Consider the following 22,989-nt stretch of genomic DNA (forward strand, 5'->3'; position numbering starts at 1 on the left):
ACAGGAGCGTCACCCCTGTTGACACCTGTCTCAGCTGATGGACGGTTCCGCGCGCCGGCACTCCGGCCGGCCGTCGTCGGCGCGTGCCTCGGCGGACTCGATCCGCGCGACGAGTTCGGGTGCCGCGATGCCGGCGCGTTCGAGGACCTCCACGGCCCGGGACCGGGGGTCGGCGGCGAGCGCGGCGAGCAGGTCGGTGCCGCCGACGCGGGGCGCGCCCCGGCGCCGGGCGCGGGTGCGGGCGTCGGCGAGCGCGGCGGCAGCGGCGGGCGACCAGCGGTCGGCGTCCCTGCCCACGGCGTGCCCGGCCGGCCGCTCGGGGCGGCCGGCCGGGGCGGTGGCGAGGGGGATCGCGCCGGAGTCCTCCACGCCGGCCTGCCAGCGCAGGCCGTAGCCGATGCTGCGCTGCACGAGGTAGCCGAGGAGCCGGGCCAGGCGCCGCGGTTCGCCCACGGCGGCGCGGACCTCGGGGTCGTGTTCCAGCAGGGCGTGGAGCAGATGGGCGGTGTCGGTCTGCCGGTCCCGGTCCCGGACGGCCCTGCGGCGGGCACCGGCGATCACCGCCGCCAGCTCGGCACCGAGCCCGGCAGCGCCGTCGTGGTGCCGGGCCGCCGGGTCGACGGCGGTCCGAGGGGCTGTACGGGGTTGCACATCCCCTACCTCATCAGCCGCAACGGGACGGGACATCGCCGAGGGGAACCATCTTCGCGTCCCACGCGGAGTGGACATCGCCGACCCGGATCTCATCCCTGCGGAGGAGATCCGGCCGAAGTGACGCAAGAGCACGCGCGCCGCCTTGCCGCACGCGGACGGTCCCTCCCGCGCGAGGGAAGGTGCGGGTCCGGCCCACCGGCCTCCGTACGGGGCGCGGGGCGCGGCCGCCGGGCGGAGCCACCGCGCCCTCCTCCCCGGCCTCAGTGCTCGTCGGCGAGGATCAGATACAGCTTCCTGCGGGCGTCGTTGACGACGGCGAGCGCCTTCTCGCGCTGTTCCTTGCTGCCGGTCTTCCAGACCTGCCCGAAGGCCTCCATCAGACCGAAGCCGGCCTGGCGGATCTCGCCCAGGGCCTCCCAGTCGACCCCGCGCGAGGCCTCCTCCCAGGGGGCGTCCGGACCCTCCTCGGCGGCGGTACGCCCGCTCTCCGTGAGCGCGAACAGCTTCTTGCCGCCCTCGCTCTCGCTGGCGATCAGGCCCTCGTCCTCCAGCAGCTGGAGGGTGGGGTAGACCGAGCCGGGGCTGGGCTTCCAGGCGCCGCCGCTGCGTTCGGCGATCTCCTGGATCATCTCGTAGCCGTGCATGGGGCGGTCCTTGAGCAGGGCCAGGATCGAGGCGCGCACATCACCGCGCCGCGCCCGACCCCGCGGACCGCCCCGCCCTCGCGGCCCCCAGGGTCCGGGCCCGAACCCCGGCCCCCCGGGACCGAATCCCGGCCCGCCCGGCCCGAACGGCCCGAAGGCGGCCCGCCGCCCGTCGAACCCGCCCCTCCCCCGCCGACCGGGCCCGCCGTGCCGGTGCCCGTGCTCGAATCCATGGGTACGCATCGCGATCACTCCATCCCGTCACCGATCACTCACGTATGCATCGCGTATCGTTCGCGATGCTTCAACGATATATCGGAATCGATCGCCTGACAACGTCCGGAGCGGATGCGCGGGCGCTCGGGCGCCGTTTTGCCGGAGCGGCAACAGGAGTGGCGTGACCGGGCCGGGATGGGTGACGTTGGGCCCCGTGAGCGACGACATCACCGCGGGACCGCCCGCGTTCGACACTTCCCTGCCCGGCGACGGATACGTCGGAGACCCCGCGGTGCGGGCGGAGTGGGACAGCCGGTACGCCGACCGGCACCAGCTGTGGAGCGGCCGGCCCAACGGTGCGCTCGTGGACGGGGTCGCCGGGCTCACGCCCGGCCGGGTGCTGGACGTCGGCTGCGGCGAGGGCGCGGACGCCGTCTGGCTCGCGCGCGGCGGCTGGGACGTGACCGCGCTCGAGGTCTCGGGCGTGGCGCTGGAGCGGGCGGCCGGGCACGCGCGGGACGCGGGCGTCACCGTTCGCTGGGTGCACGCCGAGCTGACGCGAGCGGCGCTCCCGCCGGCCTCCTTCGACCTGGTCTCCGCTCAGTACCCGGCCCTGCCGCGCACCCCCGACGCGGCGGCCGAGCGCGCGCTGCTCGCGGCCGTCGCGCCCGGCGGCGTGCTGCTGGTCGTGCACCACGCGGGGATGGACACCCGGCACACGCACGACAGCGGCTTCGACCCGGCCGACTACGTCTGGCCCTCGATGATCGCCGCCCGGCTCACCGACGACTGGAAGGTGGAGGTGGACGAGCAGCGACCGCGCGTGGCACCCGACGGCGGCGCCGGCGCGCACCACACCGACGACGTCGTGCTGCGTGCGCGACGCCTGCGCTGAGCCCCTCCGCTCGCGGCAGCCCGACCATCGGCATGGCATCCGGCACACGCCAGGGGCCGCGGGAACCACGCCGGTCCGTTCGTGAGGGCGGTGGACGCGGTGTGCGGCCCGGAAGAGCCGGTCTGCCGATAGCGTGATCCTCATGACGGTCGGAGACGAGGCGCTGGTCGGCGGGATGACGAACGTGGGGGCGGTCTTCCGCCGGGGAGGGTTGGTGGAGCGACCGGCGCCGCGCAACGCGCGCGCCCTGCATGCCCATCTCCGCGCGCTGAGGGAGCACGGCTTCGACGCGGCACCGGCCCCCGCCGGTCTCACCGCGGAGGGCCGTGAGCGGCTGACCTTCATGCCCGGAGACGTGCCCCTGCCCCCGTTCCCCGACTGGGCGATGACGCGTTCCGCCCTCGCGTCGGTGGGGGGCCTGCTGCGGCGTCTGCACGAGGCCGGCGCGGCCGTCGCCGTCGACACGCGTGCCGAGTGGCCCCGGGACCTCGCCGACCCGGAGGGGGGAACGATGGTGTGCCACAACGATGTGTGCCCGGAGAACGTCGTCTTCCGCGACGGCCGTGCCGCGGCCCTGATCGATTTCGACCTGGCGGCCCCGGGCCGTGCCCTCTGGGACGTCGCCATGACCGCCCGCTACTGGGTGCCCATGCTCGACCCCGGGTCCGCGGCCGCCCGCCACCCCCACGGGCTGGACGCGGCCGCACGGCTGCGCACCCTCGCCGACGGCTACGGTCTCTCGGCGGAGGACCGCACCGAGTTGCCCGGCGTCGTCGAGCAGGCCACGGAGGTCTGCCGGGCCTTCGTCGCCCGCCGCGTGGCCGACGCCGACCCCGTCTATCTCCGGGCGCTGGCCCGAAGCGGTGGATGGGAACGCTGGGACCGCGTGCAGACCTGGCTGGTGGACCACCGCGAGACCTTCACGGCTGCCCTGCTCGACCGGCCCCGGTGACGACAGGGCGGCGGAGGCGGCCCCGCCGCGGACCCCCGGCGCCGCGGACCGGGACCTCGGCCGGGGTACGTCCCTGACGCCCTCGGCTCCGTGCCGCGTCACTTCAGGAGGAGGCCCCGCCGCCTGGCCGCTCATGGGCGCGTGTACGGGTGGACCCCCCGCGCCGTGCACGAACCGGGCGCCGTCCGGGCCCTGCTCGACGCGGCGTCCCGCCGGTGCCGGCCCGGCCTCGCGGCGCCTCCCCCCCTCGGGGCGCGGTCGGGCGCGGGACCCTGGGGAAATCAGTCCGGCGCCCGCGAATTGGCCTTGGTCCGGCCGGCCCCGCGGCCGCTAGCGTCGGTGCCATGCGCATTCGAATCGTGGACGCCTTCACCGACCGCCCGTTCACCGGCAACCCGGCCGGAGTCCTGCTCCTGGACGACGTCTTCCCCGACGACGACTGGCTCCAGAACGTCGCCATGGAGGTGAACCACGCGGAGACGGCGTTCGCCCACCCGCTGCCCGAGGGTGGTGAGGCGGACTGGGCGCTGCGCTGGTTCACGCCCGTCACCGAGGTCGCCCTGTGCGGGCACGCCACCCTCGCCACGGCCCACGTCCTGCACACCACCGGCACCCACGAGGGACCGGTGCGGTTCGCCACCCGCAGCGGCGTGCTGATCGCCACGTCCGCCGCGGACGGTTCGATCACCCTGGACTTCCCGACCGCCCCGCTCACCCCGGCCGAGCTGCCGGACGGGGTCGCCGAGGCGCTCGGGGCGCAGCCGCTCGCCTCCTTCGACACCGGTCCGAACACCGGCGACCTGCTGCTGGAGCTGGCCGACGAGAAGACCGTCCTCGGGCTCTCCCCCGACCACAGGGCGCTCGGCGCCTACTCCTGGCGCGGCATCATCGCCACGGCCCGCGCCGCTGATCCCTCCCGGGGCTACGACTACGTCTCCCGCGGCTTCTTCCCGAACGTCGGTATCGACGAGGACCCGGTGACCGGCAGCGCGCACACCGCGCTCGCCCCGTACTGGTCCCCCCGGCTGGGCCGCGACGACCTCACCGGTCTCCAGGCATCCCGCCGCACGGGCCTGGTCCGTACCGGCCTGCGCGGGGCGCGGACGCTGCTCACGGGCCGGGCGGTGACGGTCATCGAGGGCGAACTGCGCGCCTGAGCGGCCGGCGGCCGCCCGGTCAGGCCGTCGGCAGCCAGCCCACCTTGCCCGCGAGGAGGGCGTAGCCGACGAACGCCCCGATGTCGAGCAGGGAGTGCGCGACGACCAGCGGGCCGACGCGTCCCCAGCGGCGGTACAGCCAGACGAACACCACGCCCATGACCAGGTTGCCGAGGAAGCCGCCGATGCCCTGGTAGAGGTGGTACGACCCGCGCAGCACCGAGCCGGCCAGCAGGGCGGCGCCCGGGGACCAGCCCAGCCGGTCCAGCCTGCGCAGCAGGTAGCCGACGACGACGACCTCTTCGAGGACCGCGTTCTGCACCGCCGACAGGACCAGCACCGGGTACTTCCACCACACGTCCGGCAGGGCCTCGGGGACGACGGTGAGGTTGAAGCCGAGGCCGCGGGCGGCCAGGTAGAAGGCGATGCCGGTGCTGCCGATCACGGCCGCGACCCCGGCGCCCCGGCCCAGGTCGGACCAGGGGCGGGTGCGGTCGAAGCCGAGGACGCGCAGGCTGGTGCCCTCGCGCAGCAGCAGGTGGGCGACGAGGGCCACGGGGACCAGCGCGGTGGCGATGCCGAAGAGCTGCCAGGCCAGGTCCAGCCAGGGGCGGCCCGGGGCGGCGGAGGCGTTGAGGGTGGCCGCCTGGTCCTTGAGGCCGCCGGGCTTGGTGACCGAGCCGATGAAACTGATCAGCGCGGACACTCCGCTCGCCCCGAGGGAGAGCGCCAGCACGAGCAGCGTCTCGTCCCGCAGCGTCCGCCGCGGAACGCCCGCCCCCTCCGGGGAACCGGCCACCACGTCAGCCTCCACCCGCACTCCCGCCTCCAGCCGGCTCGTGGGCCCCTGGCCCGCCTTCGCCCGGCAAGGATCGCAGAAGCGCGCGGGAAGCCCGCACCCCGCCCCGCCCCGCGCCGGACCTCAGCCGAGCGGTACCGGCTCCGGCAGGCCCACCGGCCAGGTGTGCACCGGCTCTCCCCCGTGCATCAGCTCGGCGTACCGGCGCGTCGTGGCCGCCAGGGCCGCCTCCCGGGACAGGCCCTGTTCCAGTGCCCGGTGGAAGGTGGCCGCCTGCCAGGACGCCCCGTTGACCCGGCGCCGGCAGCGCTCCTCGATGACGCCCAGGTAGAGGTCCCGGTCGGCGGCCTCCACGCCCCACGCGTCCAGCCCGGCCGAGGCCAGCGGCAGCAGCTCGTCACGGACCAGCGTGACCGCGTCGACCTCGCCCGTGCCGCCGTAGCGTCCCCGCCGGGGCCACGTGAAGCGCGCGTCGATGCCGTACCGGCACGCCGCGTCGAAGTTCGCCTCGGCCGCGGCGAACGGCAGTCGTGTCCACACCGGCCGGGGTTCCTCGGCGAGCGCGCGGACGAGACCGTAGTAGAAGGCCGCGTTGGCGATGACGTCGGTGATGGTCGGCCCGGCGGGCAGCACCCGGTTCTCCACGCGCAGGTGCGGAAGGCCGTCCGAGACGTCGTACACCGGCCGGTTCCAGCGGTAGACGGTGCCGTTGTGCAGCACCAGTTCGGCGAGCCGGGGCGCCCCGCCGGCCTCGATGACCTCCAGCGGTTCCTCGTCGTCGCAGATCGGCAGCAGCGCCGGGAAGTACCGCAGGTTCTCCTCGAACAGGTCGTAGGCGGAGGAGATCCACCGCTCGCCGAACCAGGTGCGCGGCCGTACGCCCTGAGCCTGGAGCTCGGGCGGGCGGGTGTCGGTGGACTGCAGGAACAGCGGGGGCCGGGACTCGCGCCAGAGCTCGTGCCCGAAGAGGAACGGCGAGTTGGCGCCCACGGCGATCTGCGCGGCGCTCGCCACCTGGGCCGCGTTCCACACGTCCGCGAACCGGTCCGGGGTGACCTGGAGGTGCAGCTGGACGGAGGTGCAGGCGGCCTCGGGCACGATCGACTTGGACGTGCAGACGAGGTGCTCCACGCCGTCGATGTCGAGCCGGAAGTCCTCGCCGCGCGCGGCGACGATCTGGTCGTTGAGGAGGGTGTAGCGGTCCGCCTCGGAGAGGTTGGACGAGACCAGGTCGTCCCTGCCGAGGGTGGGCAGGATGCCGATCATCACGATGCCCGCGTCCACCTCCCCGGCCTTGCGGTCGGCGTAGGCGAGCGAGGTGCGCAGCTCTTCGGCGAGCTGGTCGAAAACCCGGCCGCCCAGCCGGTGGGGCGCTATGTTCACTTCCAGGTTGAACATGGCGAGTTCTGTTTGGAAATCACGGCTGGCGATACGTTCCAGCACCTGCTCGTTCAACATTTTCGGCATGCCGTCGTTACCGGCGAGATTCAATTCGATCTCGACTCCCATGAGATTCTTCGGGCGATCGAATCGCTTCTCCCGCAACAACCGCTCCAGCCCCGTCAGACACTTCTGGAGCTTTTCGCGGTAGCGCTGGCGATCGGACAGGTCGAACTGCCCCGCCACGACCTTCTCCCCCATCGAAGTGTCCCTCCTCGGATGGGCGGGCCGGCGCTCCGGCCGCTGGGCTCCCGGGTCAGGTGGGATGATGCCCAGCCGAAGCGATCGATAACGTCCCGCTCCGGCCCGCCGCCCATTACTCTGTCGGTATGTTCCCGGCGGCACATTCACTAGGCATGCCGCAGGTTGCTCCCTCGGGTGCCCCGAACACCTCGTGAAAAACGCCGACGACATTCGGCCGTCCACTACCGAAGCGTAACGCGAGGTCAGCGGCGGCGGTCCGGACCAGGAATCGGGAGGAGTTCGGCAAATCGACGACTTAATTCGGCCTTGTCCCGGGAACCGGAAGCGGATAGCCGAAACATCGGCCGAACAAACGTCGTATAAACTGCGGCGCAAGGCAGAGGTGGCACCCTCGGACCTGGTTTCCGAGGGGTTCCTGCCGTCCCGGTCGACGGGCGGCGGGCCGAGCCGCACCCTCGTTCACACCCGACCCGGGCCCCACCTCTCCGGCCTTCCGTGAGCAGACAGCGCCGTCCGCCCCACCCCCTCCTCGCGCCGCCGCGCCTGTCGAATGAGAGGCGACCCACATGCCGCTGCACGTCCCTCCTGCCCCCGCGCCCGCCCTGCGCTCCGTCCTCGCCGCCCTCGGTTCCCCCACCGCGGTCCGCGAGGCGCGCACTCCTTCCCTGCGCGCCGCGCAGGGGCCCACCACCCCCGAGCTGCCGTTGCCGGTCCACGTCTGGGACCGCATCTCCGAGCAGGGCCTGTCCGCCACCCGGCTGGCCGGCTGGCGGTTCCTGATCCGGTCCGGCGACCGTGCGGTGGCCGCGGCCGAGACCATGCTCACCCCCGACGGCTGGACCTTCTCGCACTTCTTCGAGGGCCCGTACGTCACCTCCACCGAGCGCGCCCTGGAGCAGGCCGAGGCCCTTCAACTGCCGTACCAGGCAAGGCTGTTGTCCGTCCCCGGCCTGTACATGCTCACCCTGTGGCTGCACGGCGACTGCTCGGGCGACGGCACCGGGGGCCACCCGGCCGCCACCGACCTCCTCGTCCCGCTGGCACCGGCCCCGCCGGGCATTCCGGCGCACCGTCCCTTCCGCGTCGCCGAGTTGCTTCCGGTGCTGACCCATCGGGCGACTCCTCTCCCACTGCTCGGCCCGACGGCGCTCGGCTCGCCCGCCGCCTGACCGACACCCGCGTACCCCGCTTCCCGCCCGGGAAGCGGGGTACGACTGCTTTCCGGGCCCGGCGAACCCGGGATACGGCGGTCGCCGGCGGTCGCATCGTCCGGACTAGTCCCTTCCGGCCAGTGCGAACCACCCGAAGTGACCGTGGAGTTGGAATGAACCGCCCGTGCGGGTGACGCGTCATGAACCTGTGAGAAGCGGTGGTGGGAAAACCCTGCGGAATGACGCGCGGGAGAGAACACTGGACGCAGACCGACTCTTTCATCACGGGGGACGGACATGATCACGACAGACCGAGAGATCCCGCCCATGTGCCAGCACCAGCCGCCGTGCCCGCCAGCCGAATCCGCCGACCGGGAGTCCGCCCGCCTCGTGGCGCACCACCCGGAGCAGGGGTGGAGCCTGCTGTGCAACGGCGTCCTGCTCTTCGAGGACACCGGCGAGCTGCTGCCCGACGGCCGCATCATCGACCCGCACCGCCCGCTCGGTGCGGACCAGGTGATGACCGCCGCCTGAGCACGGCACGGCAATCCCAGGGGCCGGCCGCACCCACCGGTGCGCACCGGCCCCGACACGTGCCCGCGCCGCACGCCCCGGGTCCCGTGCCGGCCGAGGAACCCGCGCCGGCCCGCCCCACGACATCCGCCCGCCACGAGCCGGCTCCGTTCGAGGCGGTGCGGGCAGGGGCGATACGGTCCCGTCAAGAATGACTCCCGGGCCGTCAGGGCGCCGTCAACGAGGGTCACCACCGGCCGCCGGCCGGTCTACCGTCTTTCCCATGGAGCACCGCGACGACATCCGCCCCCGGGCGACCGGCCCGTCCCCGACCGGCACGGCGGCCGTGGCGTACGACCGGGCCTGGGCCGGGGAGGTACGCGGCGCGGTCCGCTACGCGCTCGCACTGCTCGCGCTGCTGCTGTGCCTGGACACGGCGGCCGGCTCGCTGACCTGGTGGCGCGGGGCGCTGTGGCCGCCGACGGCCCTGCTGCTGTTCCTCGTCCTGTACCCGGCGCGCGTATCGGCGGGTCCGGGCTGGCTGGCCGCCCGGCGCCTGGGGCGCACCCGCCGGGTCCGCACCGATCTGCTGACCGCGGTGCGCCCGGTGGACGGCGCCGGCCTGCGGCTCGTGCTGCGGGACGCGCGGGGCGGCCGGGTGGAGATCGACCCCGAGGTGCTGATCCGCAACCCGGACCTGTGGTACCGGCTCGACGAGGGCGCCCGTCACGCCGAAGCGGCCGGACTCCTGCTGACCGGTACGACCGCGCTGCACGCCCTCGCCCGCCGAGTGGACCGCGAGACGGCGCGGGGCGTGTTCCGGGCATCGGGCATGGAGTGACCGCCGGACGGCCCGACGCGTAACGGACCGCCCGACCGGCAGGGATCCCGGCGTCGTACGCCGCGACGGGCGACGGCACGCCCCGGCCGCCAGGGCCCCACACGCCGTGCGCCACGCCGCACCACGCCGCTTCCCCGGCCCGCGAGGTCCACGCCACCCTCCCGGCACGCTCGCCCGGCCGGTGGCCGTCCAGCCGCGTACGCCCGCCGCCCGAGCCGCCGGTCCGCCCGGGCGGCGCCCGCCATGACGCTCGGTGTCCGTCACCCCCGGCTGCCCGGCCCGGCCCGCGACCGGCCCACCCGCCCGGCGCCCACCCGGCACACCGCCCCCGGCCTCCGCTTCTTCGTGCGGCCCGCGCCCTCCCGGGCCATTCTTAACGCAAGCTTGACGCCGTCGGCCCGCCGATCCACGGGCCCGAGCATCACTCTCTGCTTACGCTGGTGCCGCCGTCCGGGTGATGGCCGGAAAGAGCCGCCGCATGTCAGGAGCACACCGATGGCCGCGACCGAACATCCTCCCAGTACCGGCCGCCTGCGGGCCTGGCTGCTGGAGGGCCTGTCCGACCTGGCCAAGCAGCATCCGGGACCGCACGCCGAGCCGGAGCCCGCGCACCGGGGCCAGCGCTGGTGGCGGGTGATGTGCCTGACCGGCGTCGACTACTTCTCCACCCTCGGCTACCAGCCCGGCATCGCGGCCCTGGCGGCCGGCCTGCTGTCACCGGTGGCGACCATCGTGCTGGTCGTCGTCACCCTGGCCGGCGCCCTGCCGGTCTACCGCCGCGTGGCCGAGGAGAGTCCGCGCGGCGAGGGCTCCATCGCGATGCTGGAGCGGCTGCTCTCCTTCTGGAAGGGCAAGCTCTTCGTCCTCACCCTGCTGGGCTTCGCGGCGACCGACTTCCTGATCACCATCACGCTCTCGGCGGCCGACGCCTCCACCCACCTGGTGGAGAACCCGCACCTCACCGGTGCCCTGCACGGCCACCAGATGGTGATCACCCTGTTCCTGGTGGCGCTGCTCGGCGCGGTCTTCCTCAAGGGCTTCCTCGAGGCGATCGGCGTCGCGGTCGCCCTGGTCGGCGTCTACCTGCTGCTCAACGTCGTCGTCGTGATCACCGGCCTGTGGCACGTCGTCACCGCCGGGCACGTGATCACGGACTGGAGCGGCGCCCTGACCACGGAGCACGGCAACGTCTTCGCGATGATCGGCGTCGCGCTGGTCGTCTTCCCGAAACTCGCCCTCGGCCTGTCCGGCTTCGAGACCGGCGTCGCCGTCATGCCGCACGTCCAGGGCGACCCGGGCGACACCGACGAGCGACCGGCCGGCCGCATCCGGGACACCAAGAAGCTGCTGACCACCGCCGCGCTGGTGATGAGCTGCTTCCTGATCGCCACCAGCTTCATCACGACCCTGCTCATCCCGGAGCGGGAGTTCGAGCGGGGCGGCGGCGCGAACGGCCGCGCGCTCGCCTACCTCGCGCACGAGTACCTCGGCAACGTCTTCGGCACGGTGTACGACGTCTCGACCATCGCCATCCTGTGGTTCGCGGGCGCCTCCGCCATGGCCGGCCTGCTCAACCTGATGCCGCGCTACCTGCCCCGCTACGGCATGGCCCCGCACTGGGCGCGGGCGGTGCGCCCGATGGTCATCGTCTTCACCCTGGTCGCCTTCCTGGTGACCTGGATCTTCGACGCCGACGTCGACAAGCAGGGCGGCGCCTACGCCACCGGCGTGCTGGTGCTGATCAGCTCGGCCGCGATCGCGGTGACCATCGCCGCGCGCAGGGCGGGCCAGCGGGGCTGGACCCTCGGCTTCGGGGCGGTCTCGGCGGTGTTCCTCTACACGACCGTGGTGAACGTCATCGAGCGTCCGGACGGTGTGAAGATCGGTGCCTGCTTCATCGTCGGCATCATGCTGATCTCACTGCTGTCCCGGCTGGCCCGCGCCTTCGAGCTGCGCGTGACGAGCGTGACGCTGGACCCGCTGGCGGAACGATTCGTCCGGGACATGGCCCACCGGCGCATCCGTTTCATCGCCAACGAGCCCGGCCGCCGGGACAAGGCCGAGTACCGCGACAAGGCCGAGCAGACCAAGGCCGACAACGACCTGCCGGAGCAGGAGGACTTCGTCTTCGTCGAGGTCACGGTCACCGACCCGTCCGAGTTCGAGGCGGGGCTGACCGTGCGCGGAGAGGTGCTGCACGGCCGCTACCGGGTGCTGACGCTGGAGTCCGCCTCCATCCCGAACGCCCTCGCCGCGCTGCTGCTGCACGTCCGGGACCTCACGGGCCGCACCCCGCACATCTACTTCGAGTGGACCGAGGGCAATCCGTTCGCCAACTTCCTCCGCTTCTTCCTCTTCGGCCAGGGGGAGGTCGCCCCGGTCACCCGGGAGGTGCTGCGCGAGGCGGAACCGGACCGGGAACGCCGGCCCCGGGTGCACACCGGCTGAACCGGTCCGCCGGTCCCGCACCAGAGGGTGTCACGCGGGGCGCCGCGGCCGACCCCGCGTCCCCCTCACCGGCGGGCGGGCCTATCGTGACCGGCATGCAGTCCTACACGATCGGCCAGGCCGCGCGGCTGCTCGGCGTCAGCCCCGACACCGCCCGCCGCTGGGCCGACGCCGGCCGCGTGGCCACGCACCGCGACGAGTCCGGGCGGCGGCTCGTCGACGGCAGGGACCTCGCCGCGTTCTCCGTCGAACTCGCCAAGGGCGACGGCGGCGAGGAGGAGACCTCCCGCACCTCCGTCCGCAACGCCTTCCCCGGCATCGTCACCGCGATCAAGCTCGGCGATGTCGCCGCCCAGGTGGAGATCCAGGCGGGACCGCACCGGCTCGTCTCGCTGCTGACCCGGGAGGCCGTGGAGGAACTGGGCCTGGAGGTCGGCATGGAGGCCACCGCGCGCGTGAAGTCCACGAACGTCCACATCGACCGCGGCTGACCGGGCGCGCCGGGCTCCGAACGCGCCACGAGAACGCACATGCAAGCTACAAACCGCAACTTCCCGGCTCATGCGATGCGACAGGAGACTTCTGCCTGGCAAGTGCGGCAGTATCATCGCCGCACGGCCGGGCCACGGGCGTGCCAGGGCGCGACCGTTGTCCCCAGAACCGAGGAGTAGCTCCGTGATGACCCGTTCCGTGCGCCGCACCCGGCGGTCGCTGCGACTGGCCGGTGCGGGCGCCGTCGCCGTACTGGCCCTCAGCTCCTGCTCCTCCTCGTCCGGCTCGCCGGACACGCAGGGGTCCGGCTCCTCGGGCGCGTCGGGCTCCCCGAAGCCGTCCGGCACGGTCACCGTGTTCGCCGCCGCCTCCCTGAAGGAGAGCTTCACGGCCCTCGGCGAGGAGTTCGAGCACCGGTACCCCGGCACGAAGGTCGGCTTCAGCTTCGGCGGCAGCGACACCCTCGCCGCGAGCATCACCAGCGGCGCCCCGGCCGACGTCTTCGCCGCCGCGAGCCCCGGCACGATGAAGACCGTGACGGACGGGGGAGAGGCGTCCGGCACCCCGGTCACGTTCGCGCGCAACCAGCTGGAGATCGCCACCCCGCCGGGCAATCCCGACAAGGTGTCCTCCCTGAAGGACCTCGCCCGGTCCGGGCTGAAGGTCGTCCTGTGCGACGCGACGGTGCCCTGCGGTTCCGCCGCCCACAAGGCCCTGGACGCCGCCGGGGTCGAGCTCACCCCGGTCTCCTACGAGCAGGACGTCAAGAGCGCCCTGAACAAGGTGGAGCTGAAGGAGGCGGACGCCGCGGTCGTCTACAAGACCGATGTCAGGGCCGCGGGTGGCAAGGTGGAGGGCGTGGAGTTCCCCGAGTCCGCGGGCGCCGTCAACGACTACCCGATCGCCGTCCTGAAGAACGCGGGGAACCCCGGGGCCGCCAAGGCGTTCCTCGCCCTCGTGCGGTCCGCCGAGGGGCGGAAGGTGCTCGGCGAGGCCGGGTTCCTCCAGCCGTGACCCCGCCCGACGAGCCCGGCGCCGCGACCGGCCTGCGCACGGGCCGGCCGCGGCGCCGCCGCACCGGCGCGGGGGGCCGGCGCGGGGTGCCGCTGCCGCTGCTGCTGCCGGGCCTGCTGGCGCTGGCGTTCCTGCTGCTGCCGCTGCTCGCGCTGCTGGTCCGCGCGCCCTGGCGCGGTCTGCCGGAGCAGCTGGGCAGCGCCGAGGTGTGGCAGGCGCTCCAGCTGTCGCTGATCAGCGCGACCGCGGCGACCGCCGTGAGCCTCGTCCTCGGTGTGCCGCTGGCCTGGCTGCTGGCCCGCACGGACTTCCCCGGGCGGGGCCTCGTACGGGCCCTGGTCACCCTGCCGCTCGTGCTGCCGCCGGTCGTCGGCGGCGTGGCCCTGCTGCTGGCCCTCGGCCGCAACGGGGTGGTGGGGCGGTGGCTGGACGCGTGGTTCGGCATCACCCTGCCGTTCACCACCGCGGGGGTCGTGATCGCGGAGGCGTTCGTGGCGATGCCGTTCCTGGTGATCAGCGTCGAGGGCACGCTGCGGGCCGCCGATCCGCGCTTCGAGGAGGCGGCCACCACGCTCGGCGCGTCCCGCTTCACCGCGTTCCGCCGGGTCACGCTGCCGCTGATCGCGCCGGGCATCGCGGCCGGCGCGGTGCTGGCGTGGGCGCGGGCGCTCGGCGAGTTCGGCGCGACGATCACGTTCGCGGGCAACTTCCCCGGCCGGACCCAGACCATGCCCCTCTCGGTCTACCTCGCCCTGCAGAACGACCCGGAGGCGGCGATCTCCCTCAGCCTGGTCCTGCTCACCGTCTCCATCGCGGTCCTGGCCGCCCTCAGAGACCGCTGGATGACCACCCCATGACCCACAGCACCCCCCGCCCCGGCAGGCCGGCCCCCTCCCCCCACGGCGCTCCGCCCCCGCAGGGGCCGCCCGCACCCGACGACGAGAGCCGCACGGCCGGCGCGGCCAGGAACCCCTCTCCGGCCACCGGCCTGGACGCCCGCCTCGTGGTCGACCGCCCCGGATTCCGCCTGGACGTGACCTTGACGGCGGCGCCCGGGGACGTCCTCGCCCTCCTCGGCCCCAACGGCGCCGGCAAGACCACCGCCCTGCGCGCCCTCGCCGGCCTCACCCCCCTCACGGACGGCCACCTGCGCCTGGACGGCACCGCCCTGGAGCACACGCCCCCCGAGTCCCGGCCGGTCGGCGTCGTCTTCCAGGACTACCTGCTCTTCCCCCACCTGTCCGCCCTGGACAACGTCGCCTTCGGCCCCCGCTGCCAGGGCGCGGGCAAGGCCGAGGCCCGGGCCCTCGCGGCGGCCTGGCTGGACCGCATGGGCCTGGCCGACCACGCGGGTGCCAAGCCGCGCCGGCTGTCCGGCGGCCAGGCCCAGCGCGTGGCCCTCGCCCGCGCCCTCGCCACCCGCCCCCGCCTGCTCCTCCTGGACGAGCCGCTGGCGGCCCTGGACGCCCGTACCCGCCTGGAGGTCCGCGCCCGGCTCCGCCGCCACCTGGCCGAGTTCGAGGCGGTCTCGGTCCTGGTCACCCACGACCCGCTGGACGCCATGGTGCTCGCGGACCGCCTGGTGGTCGTGGAGCACGGCCGGGTCGTGCAGGAGGGCAGCCCCGCCCACATCGCCCGCCACCCGCGCACCGACTACATCGCCCGGCTCGTGGGCCTCAACCTCTACCGGGGACAGGCCGCGGGACACACCGTGCGCCTCGGATCCGGGCCCGCGATCACCACGACGGAGGAGCTGTCCGGCCCGGCCTTCGTGGCGTTCCCGCCGTCCGCCGTGACCCTGTTCCGGGACCGGCCCTCCGGCGCCAGCGCCCGCAACCTGTGGCGCTGCGAGGTCGCCGGCCTGGAGACGCACGGCGACCAGATCCGCGCCGACCTCACCGGCGAGCTGCCGCTCACGGCGGACCTGACGACGGTCGCCGCCGCCGAGCTGGACCTGCGTCCCGGCGCACCGGTGTGGGCGACGGTCAAGGCGGCCCAGACCCACGCGTACCCGGCCTGAGCGGATCCGCGCTCCACGGTGGGTGCCCGTGCCCCCGGGCATCCGCCCTCGCCACCCCGTAGCGAGCGCGAACGGCTCCGCCCGGGAACCCGGGCGGAGCCGTTCGGCGGTGGTTCGCTCAGTCCTCGTAGGCGTCCAGCGGCGGGCAGGAGCACACCAGGTTGCGGTCGCCGAAGGCCTGGTCGATGCGGCGCACCGGCGGCCAGTACTTGTCGGCGGCCGGGACACCGGCCGGGAAGACGGCCTCCGCGCGGCTGTAGGCGTGCGTCCACTCGCCGCCGAGCGCGGCGGCGGTGTGCGGGGCGTTGCGCAGCGGGTTGTCCTCCGCGGGCCACTCGCCCGAGCCGACCTTCTCGATCTCCGCGCGGATGGCGATCAGCGCATCGCAGAAACGGTCCAGCTCCGTGATGTCCTCGGACTCGGTCGGCTCGATCATCAGCGTGCCGGCCACCGGGAACGACATGGTCGGCGCGTGGAAGCCGTAGTCGATCAGGCGCTTGGCCACGTCGTCGACGCTCACGCCGGTCGCCTTGGTGAGCGGGCGCAGGTCGATGATGCACTCGTGCGCGACCAGGCCGCCGGGGCCGGTGTAGAGCACCGGGAAGTGCGGCTCCAGGCGCTTGGCGATGTAGTTCGCCGACAGGACGGCCACCTGGGTGGCCCGCTTCAGGCCCTCGCCGCCCATCAGCCGGACGTACGCCCAGGAGATGGGCAGGATGCCCGCGCTGCCCCACGGGGCCGCGGAGATCGGGCCCACGCCCGTCTCCGGGCCGGCCTCCGGCTGGAGCGGGTGGTTCGGCAGGTACGGCGCGAGGTGCTCGCGGACCGCGACGGGGCCGACGCCCGGGCCACCGCCGCCGTGCGGGATGCAGAACGTCTTGTGCAGGTTCAGGTGGGAGACGTCACCGCCGAAGTGGCCGGGCTTGGCGACGCCGACGAGCGCGTTGAGGTTGGCGCCGTCGACGTACACCTGGCCGCCGGCCTCGTGCACGGCCGCGCAGATGTCGGCGACGTGCTCCTCGAACACCCCGTGCGTGGACGGGTACGTGATCATCAGTACCGCCAGCTCCTCGCGGTACTGCTCGATCTTGGCGCGCAGGTCCTCGACGTCGATCTCGCCGTCCTCGGCGGTCTTGACGACGACGACCTTCATGCCGGCCATCACCGCGCTGGCGGCGTTGGTGCCGTGCGCGGAGGACGGGATCAGACAGACGGTGCGCCGGTCGTCGCCGTTGGCGCGGTGGTAACCGCGGACGGCGAGCAGACCGGCCAGTTCGCCCTGGGAGCCGGCGTTCGGCTGGAGGGACACCTTGTCGTAGCCGGTGACCTCGGCGAGACGGTCCTCCAGCTCACGGATGAGGGTCAGGTAGCCCTGCGCCTGCTCGGCGGGCGCGAAGGGGTGCAGCTGGCCGAACTCGGGCCAGGTGACCGGCTCCATCTCCGTGGTCGCGTTGAGCTTCATGGTGCAGGAGCCCAGCGGGATCATGCCGCGGTCGAGCGCGTAGTCGCGGTCGGCCAGGCGGCGCAGGTAGCGCAGCATCGCGGTCTCGGAGCGGTGCTGGTGGAAGACCGGGTGGGTGAGGTAGTCGTCGGTGCGCAGCAGCGCCTCGGGCAGGGTGTCCTCGGCGGCCCGGTCCAGCGCCTCGATGTCGGCCTCGGCGCCGAAGGCGGCCCAGACGGCGGCCAGCCCGGCCCGGTCGGTGGTCTCGTCGCAGGCCGCGGAGACGTGGTCGGCGTCGACGAGCCGCAGGTTGACGCCCTTGTCCCGGGCGGCGGCGACGATCCCGGCGGCCTTGCCGGGCACGCGCGCGGTCACGGTGTCGAAGTACGCGCCGTGCACGATCTCCACGCCGGCGGCCCGCAGGCCCGCGGCGAGGAGGGTGGCGTAGCGGTGCGTGCGCCGCGCGATCGTCTTCAGGCCCTCGGGCCCGTGGTAGACGGCGTACATGCCGGCCATGACGGCGAGCAGCACCTGCGCGGTGCAGATGTTGCTGGTGGCCTTCTCACGGCGGATGTGCTGCTCACGGGTCTGCAGCGCGAGCCGGTAGGCCTTGTGGCCGTCGGCGTCGACGGAGGCGCCGACCAGGCGGCCGGGCAGGCTGCGCGCGAACTTCTCGTGGACGGCCATGTAGCCGGCGTGCGGGCCGCCGAAGCCCATCGGCACGCCGAAGCGCTGGGTGGTGCCGACGGCGATGTCCGCGCCCAGCTCGCCGGGCGAGGTCAGCAGGGTCAGGGCGAGCAGGTCGGCGGCCACGGTGACCAGGGCGCCCAGCTCGTGCGCCTGGTCGATGACGGGCTTGATGTCCCGTACGGCACCGGAGGCGCCCGGGTACTGGATCAGCACGCCGTTGATCTCGCGCTCGGCGATCCCCGCCGGGATGCCGGCGGACAGGTCGGCGACGACGACCTCCACACCGGTCGGCTCGGCACGGGTCCGGATCACGGCGATGGTCTGCGGCAGCGCGTCCGCGTCGACCAGGAACAGGCCCTTCTTGTTCTTGCCCATGCGCCGGGACAGGGCCACCGCCTCGGCGGCGGCCGTGCCCTCGTCCAGCAGGGAGGCGCCGGAGGTGGGCAGCCCGGTCAGCTCGGCGACCATCGTCTGGAAGTTCAGCAGGGCCTCCAGGCGGCCCTGGGAGATCTCCGGCTGGTACGGCGTGTAGGCCGTGTACCAGGCCGGGTTCTCCATGACGTTGCGCAGGATGACGGGCGGGGTGAAGGTGCCGTGGTAGCCCAGGCCGATCATGGAGCGCAGGACCTGGTTGCGGCCGGCGAGTGAGCGCAGTTCGGCGAGCACCTCGGCCTCGGTGCGGGCGCCCGGCAGGTCCAGCGAGTCGGCGTTCTTGATCACATCCGGGACCGCGGCGGCGGTCAGCTCGTCCAGCGAGCCGTACCCGACCTGCGCGAGCATCTTGGCCCGTGCCTCCTGGTCGGGCCCTATGTGGCGCTGCTCGAAGGGGATGCCCGCTTCGAGTTCGGAGAGCGGAATGCGAGGGGCGGTCATGTGCGGAGGCCTCCTGGTCTGGCGCGACCTGCGAGGGGCGCCCCGGCACGGGCACCCCGACGGCCTCCCCCTCTGTCATCTGCACCTGAGAGCTTCACCGGGGGCCCGCGGGCCCCGGCTTTCACCGTCGGTGAGGGCGGGAGCCGTCGACACCCGCCCTGCTTTCCAGAGTGACCTCGTCCGTGCGGTACGTGAGCCTGAGAGATTCCGGGGAGGAGTTGCTCCTTCGGCGCCTCCGAGGTGGTCGGAGGACTCTCCCGCGCGGGGTCAGCAGCCGCTTGTCAGCCTACCAGCGAGGTCAATGGTGCGGTCTTCGAGTGGCCGCCTCCCCGAATGTGCTCTTTGGTAGTGCTTACGGATGAGTTGCGACCACGTGGAGGGAGAGGGACCGTGCAGACCGACATCGATCCGCGCAGCCTGATCGGCCGCAAGGCGTTCGACCGCAAGGGCACCAAGATCGGCACCATCGACGAGGTGTACCTGGACGACGCGACCGGTGTGCCCGAGTGGGCGGCCATACGCACCGGCCTGTTCTCCCGGGACGCCTTCGTGCCCCTGGAACCCAGCGAGCTGGTCGACGGCACCCTGCGCGTCCCCTTCGACCGCGCCCTGATCAAGGACGCCCCGGATTTCGGCGTGGGCCGCCACCTCTCCCCCGAGCAGGAACTCCAGCTCTACCACCACTACGGCCTGGACACGGCCTCCCCTTCCGCGCTGCCGGACCACGACTTCGGCAAGCTGGCGGGTTCGGAGGAGGGCTGAGAGGACCCTTCCCGCCGGTCGCGCGCGTCCTCCCGGTCCCCGGTCTCCGTGACGCACGGCTCCTCCGCGGCCCGGGCGCCTTCCGCGGCCTGGGCGCCTTCCGGGATGCGGGGAGGGTCCGTGACCAGCGGCAACGGGTCGGCGGACGCCAGCGCGGGATCGTCCACGAAGAACGTCCGCACCCGGCCCGGCCCGGACTGCGGCGTCTCGAACCGCACCGTCACCCTGCCCACCCCGCTGCCCTGGACCCAGCCGGGCCCGTGCTCGGCGTGCCGCACATCCTGCCCGGCCCGCCAGTGACGTTCGGCGGCGTCCGGCCCCTCCCCCTCGGCCTCGGCGGCGTCCTCCTCCGGCTCCTCGTCCACCGGCACCGGCATCGCCTGCGCGAACAGGTCCTCCTGCGTGTAGTCGGCGAGCCCGGACACGCCGACGCCGAGCAGCCGTACCCCGCCGGTGGTGTCCACGGAGTCCAGCAGCCGCGCCGCCGCCTCCCGGATGACCACGGGATCGTCGGTCGGCCCGCGAAGCGTCTCGGAACGGGTCAGGGTGGAGAAGTCGTACCTCCGTACCTTGAGCACGATGGTCCGCCCGGACAGCCCGGCCCCGCGCAGCCGCCGCACGCACCGGTCGGCCAGCCGCCGCACCTCCAGGCCGACCCGCAGCCGGTCGTGGATGTCCACGTCGTAGGTGTCCTCCACCGACACCGACTTGGCCTCCCGCTCGGCCACCACCGGCCGCTCGTCCCGGGCCAGGGCCATGGCGTACAGCGCCTGCCCGTGCGCCTTGCCGAGCAGCCGGACCAGCTCGTCCTCGCCGGCCTCCGCCAGTTCCCCGACCGTGGTGATCCCGGCTCTGCGCAGATGGTCCCCGGTGGCCGGCCCGACCCCCGGCAGCGTCCGCACCGGCATCGGCGCGAGCAGTTCCCGTTCGGTGCCCGGCTCGATCAGCACGAGGCCGTCCGGCTTGGCCTGCTCGGAGGCGATCTTGGCGAGCATCTTGGAGGCGGCGAGCCCCACCGAGCCCGTGAGCCCGGTGACCGCCCGGATGTCCGCCCGCAGCTCCTCCCCGGCCCGTCGCGCCGACTGTTCGTCCCAGGCCGCGCCCCCGGCCTCCAGGTCCACGAACGCCTCGTCCAGGCTCAGCGGCTCCACCAGCGGCGACAGCTCCCGCAGCAGCCTCATCACCTGCTCGCTGACCGACCGGTACAGAGTGAAGCGCGGCACCAGATAGGCGGCGTGGGGGGCCAGCCGGCGCGCCTGGGCCATGGGCATCGCCGAGTGCACCCCGAACACGCGTGCCTCGTACGACGCGGTGGCCACCACACCGCGTGGTCCGAGCCCGCCCACGACGACGGCCTTCCCGCGCAGGCTCGGCTTGGACGCCTGCTCCACCGAGGCGAAGAAGGCATCCATGTCGAGATGCAGGATCGTGGGCGCGTTTCTCACATGTCCGATGCTGCACCACGGCACTGACAATCCGCCGGTGCCGCGGGCCCGGGCGGAACCGGACGGTCAGACCGCCCGGTTGCGGCGCCGCGCCAGTTCGTCCGCGGGGTTGTGCCCGACCAGGGTCTCACCGGTGTCGATGCGTTCGCCGTGCAGCTGGGAGAGGGCGCTTTCCACGTCCCGCCACACCACGCCCACGGCGATCCCGAAGATGCCCTGACCGCCCTGGAGCAGGGCGTGGACCTCGTCCGGCGAGGAGCACTCGTACACGGTGGCACCGTCGCTCATCAGGGTCATCCGCTCCAGGTCGCGGAAACCGCGTTCCCTGAGGTGCTGCACCGCCGTACGGATGTTCTGCAGCGACACACCGGTGTCCAGGAACCGCTTCACGATCTTCAGGACGACCACGTCACGGAAGCTGTACAGCCGCTGGGTACCCGATCCGTAGGCGGGCCGCACGCTGGGCTCGACCAGGCCGGTGCGGGCCCAGTAGTCCAGTTGCCGGTACGTGATGCCGGCGGCAGCGCAGGCCGTGGGCCCGCGATAGCCGATCTGCTCGGACGTCATGGACGCCACCCCTCCGCCGTTCGGCACCGCCGTCGGCAGCTGCGGAGCGTGCTCCACCGCGCCGCCGGGATGGGCATGTCCCCCGCCTGGGCGCAGCGAACTCGGGGGCGGGTACGGACCGCTTTCCCCGAAACCGCGTCCCGGGGCACCCCCAACCGTACCGTCGCCGCTGGTTCTCACGCCGACCTCCGTCCTTGACCTGCCTTCTCGACGGTAGGCAGTCACCAGGGGTGCGTCAACGATCGCCACACTCGGCACGCCGAGTGATAATCACCCTAGGAGTGGTTTCCCGTGTCCCACCGCGGGGAAAGGCTAGCCGAATGCGCTCGCGGCGAGCCGTAGGACGCTCTCCGTGCCGGGGGCAATCGCCGGGGGCCGGCCGTGTGGAGCCACCGGTCCCGCCGGGCACAACCGCTGGTCCGGGGGGCCGGCCGCGCCGCTCACTGGCTGCTGGTGCCGAAGTCCTCGGGGGAGATCTGGTCGAGGAACTCCCGGAACTTCTCCACCTCGTCCTCCTGCTCGTCGGGGATGGCGATGCCCGCGTCGTCCAGCACCGTGTCACTGCCGTAGATCGGCGTGCCGGTGCGCAGGGCCAGCGCTATGGCATCGGAGGGGCGGGCACTGACCTCGACCCCACTGGCGAACACCAGCTCCGCGTAGAAGACGCCTTCTCGCAGATCGGTGATGCGCACTTCGGTCAGCTCCTGGCCGACGGCCTCCAGCACGTCCTTGAACAGGTCGTGGGTCAGCGGTCGCGCGGGCGCCATGCCCTGCTGGGCGAAGGCGATCGCCGTCGCCTCCCCCGGCCCGATCCAGATGGGGAGGTAACGGTCGCCTCCCACTTCGCGCAGGAGCACGATCGGTTGGTTGGAGGGCATTTCGACCCGGACACCTACGACATCGAGCTCGTTCACACAGCAACCCTAGGCCGTGCCCGGGACGTTTGGGTAGTCGGGCCGGGAACAGGTGCCCGATCCGGCCGCCCGGCGACCCCCCGGTTCAGGGGATCCGGACCCCGAGGGCGCTCTTCACGAGGGCCGCGTGCAGCTTCATCGTGAGGTCCGCCAGCTCCTTCGTGCGGGCCTCGGCGTGCGCCCTGGTCTGCGGGTTGCGGTGGCGCTTGAGCGGGGCCACCACCTGGTCGACCAGGCCCGCCTCGCGGTCGGCGGCGGCCTTCATCACCCGCAGGTGGCGCGGCTCGATCCCGAACCGGCCCAGTTCGGCGACCAGCGAGGCCACGGTGACGGCCTCGGCGTCGTAGGCCCCGTCCTCCAGGGGAGCGATGAGCCCGTAGGACTCCCACTCCTTCAGCTCGCCCTCGTCGATGTCGGCGGCGGCCAGCAGCTCGGCCCGGCCCACCCTGGCCACCGTCGGTCCCTCCACGGGCACCGGCCCGTCCTGCGCGGTGCGCTGGCGCCCGACCAGGGGCAGCGGGACGGCCTCGCCCCGCTCCATGGCGTCCAGGTGCTCCCGGATCACCTTGAGCGGCAGATAGTGGTCCCGCTGCATCCGCAGGATGTGGCCGAGGCGCTCGACGTCCCCGGGGCTGAACTTGCGGTACCCCGACGGGGTCCGCCGCGGCTCGACGAGCCCCTCCGACTCCAGGAAGCGGATCTTGGAGATGGTGACTTCGGGGAACTCGTCGCGCAGCACGTTCAGCACCGTGCCGATGCTCATCAGCCCACTGTCCCTGGCGGCGGTACCGCTTCCGGCACCGCCGCTCGGTGTTTGAAGCATGGACCTTCCCTCTGGGGGTCCCCCCGGACACCGG

21 protein-coding genes and 1 riboswitch are annotated in these 22,989 nt (G+C 73.4%); of the genes, 12 read left to right on the plus strand and 9 right to left on the minus strand.

The features are described 5' to 3' along the window. Positions 1 to 30: 30 nt before the first annotated feature. Positions 31 to 651, minus strand: coding sequence for a Clp protease N-terminal domain-containing protein (locus ACZ63H_RS04830; protein WP_469862188.1), 621 nt, complete (start codon positions 649 to 651; stop codon positions 31 to 33). Positions 652 to 914: 263 nt separating this feature from the next. Continuing rightward, positions 915 to 1,541, minus strand: a complete 627-nt coding sequence (locus ACZ63H_RS04835) for a PadR family transcriptional regulator (RefSeq protein ID WP_469862190.1) — start codon at positions 1,539 to 1,541, stop codon at positions 915 to 917. Between the two features lie 187 nt (positions 1,542 to 1,728). Here ACZ63H_RS04835 and ACZ63H_RS04840 point away from each other — a divergent pair, with 187 nt between their 5' ends. From ACZ63H_RS04840 to ACZ63H_RS04850, 3 genes are all read left to right on the plus strand, one after another. Further along, complete coding sequence (locus tag ACZ63H_RS04840; RefSeq protein ID WP_469862192.1) at positions 1,729 to 2,409, plus strand: class I SAM-dependent methyltransferase; 681 nt, start codon at positions 1,729 to 1,731, stop codon at positions 2,407 to 2,409. A gap of 142 nt (positions 2,410 to 2,551) precedes the next feature. After that, a complete protein-coding gene (locus ACZ63H_RS04845; protein ID WP_469862194.1) occupies positions 2,552 to 3,361 on the plus strand; it encodes a phosphotransferase in 810 nt (269 codons plus the stop codon). A gap of 344 nt (positions 3,362 to 3,705) precedes the next feature. After that, the gene (locus ACZ63H_RS04850; protein WP_469862196.1) at positions 3,706 to 4,518 is read left to right on the plus strand and encodes a PhzF family phenazine biosynthesis protein; all 813 of its coding nucleotides are present in this window, start codon (positions 3,706 to 3,708) and stop codon (positions 4,516 to 4,518) included. Between the two features lie 19 nt (positions 4,519 to 4,537). Here ACZ63H_RS04850 and ACZ63H_RS04855 read toward each other — a convergent pair whose 3' ends face one another. Then, positions 4,538 to 5,338, minus strand: a complete 801-nt coding sequence (locus ACZ63H_RS04855; RefSeq protein WP_469862198.1) for a CPBP family intramembrane glutamic endopeptidase — start codon at positions 5,336 to 5,338, stop codon at positions 4,538 to 4,540. Positions 5,339 to 5,440: 102 nt separating this feature from the next. Then, positions 5,441 to 6,958 carry a glutamate-cysteine ligase family protein gene (locus tag ACZ63H_RS04860; protein ID WP_469862200.1) on the minus strand — a complete coding sequence of 506 codons (1,518 nt, stop codon included), beginning with the start codon at positions 6,956 to 6,958 and terminating at the stop codon, positions 5,441 to 5,443. A gap of 569 nt (positions 6,959 to 7,527) precedes the next feature. Between ACZ63H_RS04860 and ACZ63H_RS04865 the strand changes: the two genes are divergently transcribed. The 8 genes from ACZ63H_RS04865 to ACZ63H_RS04900 all read left to right on the plus strand — a co-directional run bounded on the left by ACZ63H_RS04865 (position 7,528) and on the right by ACZ63H_RS04900 (position 15,440). Further along, positions 7,528 to 8,130 (plus strand): hypothetical protein, encoded by a 603-nt coding sequence (locus ACZ63H_RS04865; RefSeq protein ID WP_469862202.1) that lies wholly within the window; start codon positions 7,528 to 7,530, stop codon positions 8,128 to 8,130. Positions 8,131 to 8,439: 309 nt separating this feature from the next. Further along, positions 8,440 to 8,646, plus strand: coding sequence for a DUF5999 family protein (locus tag ACZ63H_RS04870; RefSeq protein WP_467934955.1), 207 nt, complete (start codon positions 8,440 to 8,442; stop codon positions 8,644 to 8,646). A gap of 262 nt (positions 8,647 to 8,908) precedes the next feature. Beyond that, positions 8,909 to 9,466 (plus strand): hypothetical protein, encoded by a 558-nt coding sequence (locus tag ACZ63H_RS04875; protein WP_469862204.1) that lies wholly within the window; start codon positions 8,909 to 8,911, stop codon positions 9,464 to 9,466. Positions 9,467 to 9,961: 495 nt separating this feature from the next. Further along, entirely contained in the window at positions 9,962 to 11,914 is a 1,953-nt protein-coding gene (locus tag ACZ63H_RS04880; RefSeq protein ID WP_469862205.1) for an APC family permease, read from the plus strand. 95 nt (positions 11,915 to 12,009) lie between these two features. After that, on the plus strand, positions 12,010 to 12,405 hold the full coding sequence (locus ACZ63H_RS04885; protein ID WP_469862207.1) for a TOBE domain-containing protein: 396 nt from the start codon (positions 12,010 to 12,012) through the stop codon (positions 12,403 to 12,405). Between the two features lie 187 nt (positions 12,406 to 12,592). Further along, positions 12,593 to 13,420: a molybdate ABC transporter substrate-binding protein gene (modA, locus tag ACZ63H_RS04890; RefSeq protein ID WP_469862209.1), complete on the plus strand. Its 828-nt coding sequence runs from the start codon at positions 12,593 to 12,595 to the stop codon at positions 13,418 to 13,420. Further along, positions 13,417 to 14,277, plus strand: a complete 861-nt coding sequence (modB, locus tag ACZ63H_RS04895; RefSeq protein WP_469862211.1) for a molybdate ABC transporter permease subunit — start codon at positions 13,417 to 13,419, stop codon at positions 14,275 to 14,277. Before modA ends, modB begins: the two co-directional genes overlap by 4 nt. Beyond that, positions 14,274 to 15,440 (plus strand): ABC transporter ATP-binding protein, encoded by a 1,167-nt coding sequence (locus ACZ63H_RS04900; protein ID WP_469862213.1) that lies wholly within the window; start codon positions 14,274 to 14,276, stop codon positions 15,438 to 15,440. The genes modB and ACZ63H_RS04900 overlap by 4 nt, the downstream gene beginning before the upstream one ends. A 118-nt stretch (positions 15,441 to 15,558) precedes the next feature. On the opposite strand, the gene gcvP is transcribed toward ACZ63H_RS04900, so the two are convergent. Continuing rightward, positions 15,559 to 18,444 carry an aminomethyl-transferring glycine dehydrogenase gene (gcvP, locus tag ACZ63H_RS04905; protein ID WP_469862215.1) on the minus strand — a complete coding sequence of 962 codons (2,886 nt, stop codon included), beginning with the start codon at positions 18,442 to 18,444 and terminating at the stop codon, positions 15,559 to 15,561. A 175-nt stretch (positions 18,445 to 18,619) separates the two neighbouring features. Then, positions 18,620 to 18,714: riboswitch (glycine riboswitch) on the minus strand. A 120-nt stretch (positions 18,715 to 18,834) separates the two neighbouring features. On the opposite strand from gcvP, the gene ACZ63H_RS04910 reads away from it, so the two are divergent. Further along, positions 18,835 to 19,206 (plus strand): PRC-barrel domain-containing protein, encoded by a 372-nt coding sequence (locus ACZ63H_RS04910; protein WP_469862217.1) that lies wholly within the window; start codon positions 18,835 to 18,837, stop codon positions 19,204 to 19,206. Here ACZ63H_RS04910 and ACZ63H_RS04915 read toward each other — a convergent pair. The 4 genes from ACZ63H_RS04915 to ftsR form a co-directional block, all read right to left on the minus strand. After that, positions 19,128 to 20,651 carry a DNA polymerase IV gene (locus tag ACZ63H_RS04915; protein ID WP_469862219.1) on the minus strand — a complete coding sequence of 508 codons (1,524 nt, stop codon included), beginning with the start codon at positions 20,649 to 20,651 and terminating at the stop codon, positions 19,128 to 19,130. The two genes, ACZ63H_RS04910 and ACZ63H_RS04915, sit on opposite strands and share 79 nt — an antisense overlap. Positions 20,652 to 20,717: 66 nt before the next feature. After that, positions 20,718 to 21,398 carry a MerR family transcriptional regulator gene (locus ACZ63H_RS04920; protein ID WP_469862220.1) on the minus strand — a complete coding sequence of 227 codons (681 nt, stop codon included), beginning with the start codon at positions 21,396 to 21,398 and terminating at the stop codon, positions 20,718 to 20,720. Between the two features lie 260 nt (positions 21,399 to 21,658). Continuing rightward, positions 21,659 to 22,132 (minus strand): bifunctional nuclease family protein, encoded by a 474-nt coding sequence (locus ACZ63H_RS04925; protein ID WP_026253112.1) that lies wholly within the window; start codon positions 22,130 to 22,132, stop codon positions 21,659 to 21,661. Positions 22,133 to 22,217: 85 nt separating this feature from the next. Beyond that, positions 22,218 to 22,955, minus strand: a complete 738-nt coding sequence (gene ftsR / locus ACZ63H_RS04930; RefSeq protein ID WP_469862222.1) for a transcriptional regulator FtsR — start codon at positions 22,953 to 22,955, stop codon at positions 22,218 to 22,220. Between the last annotated feature and the right edge of the window lie 34 nt (positions 22,956 to 22,989).

This window comes from Streptomyces sp. NPDC104831, assembly GCF_055583025.1.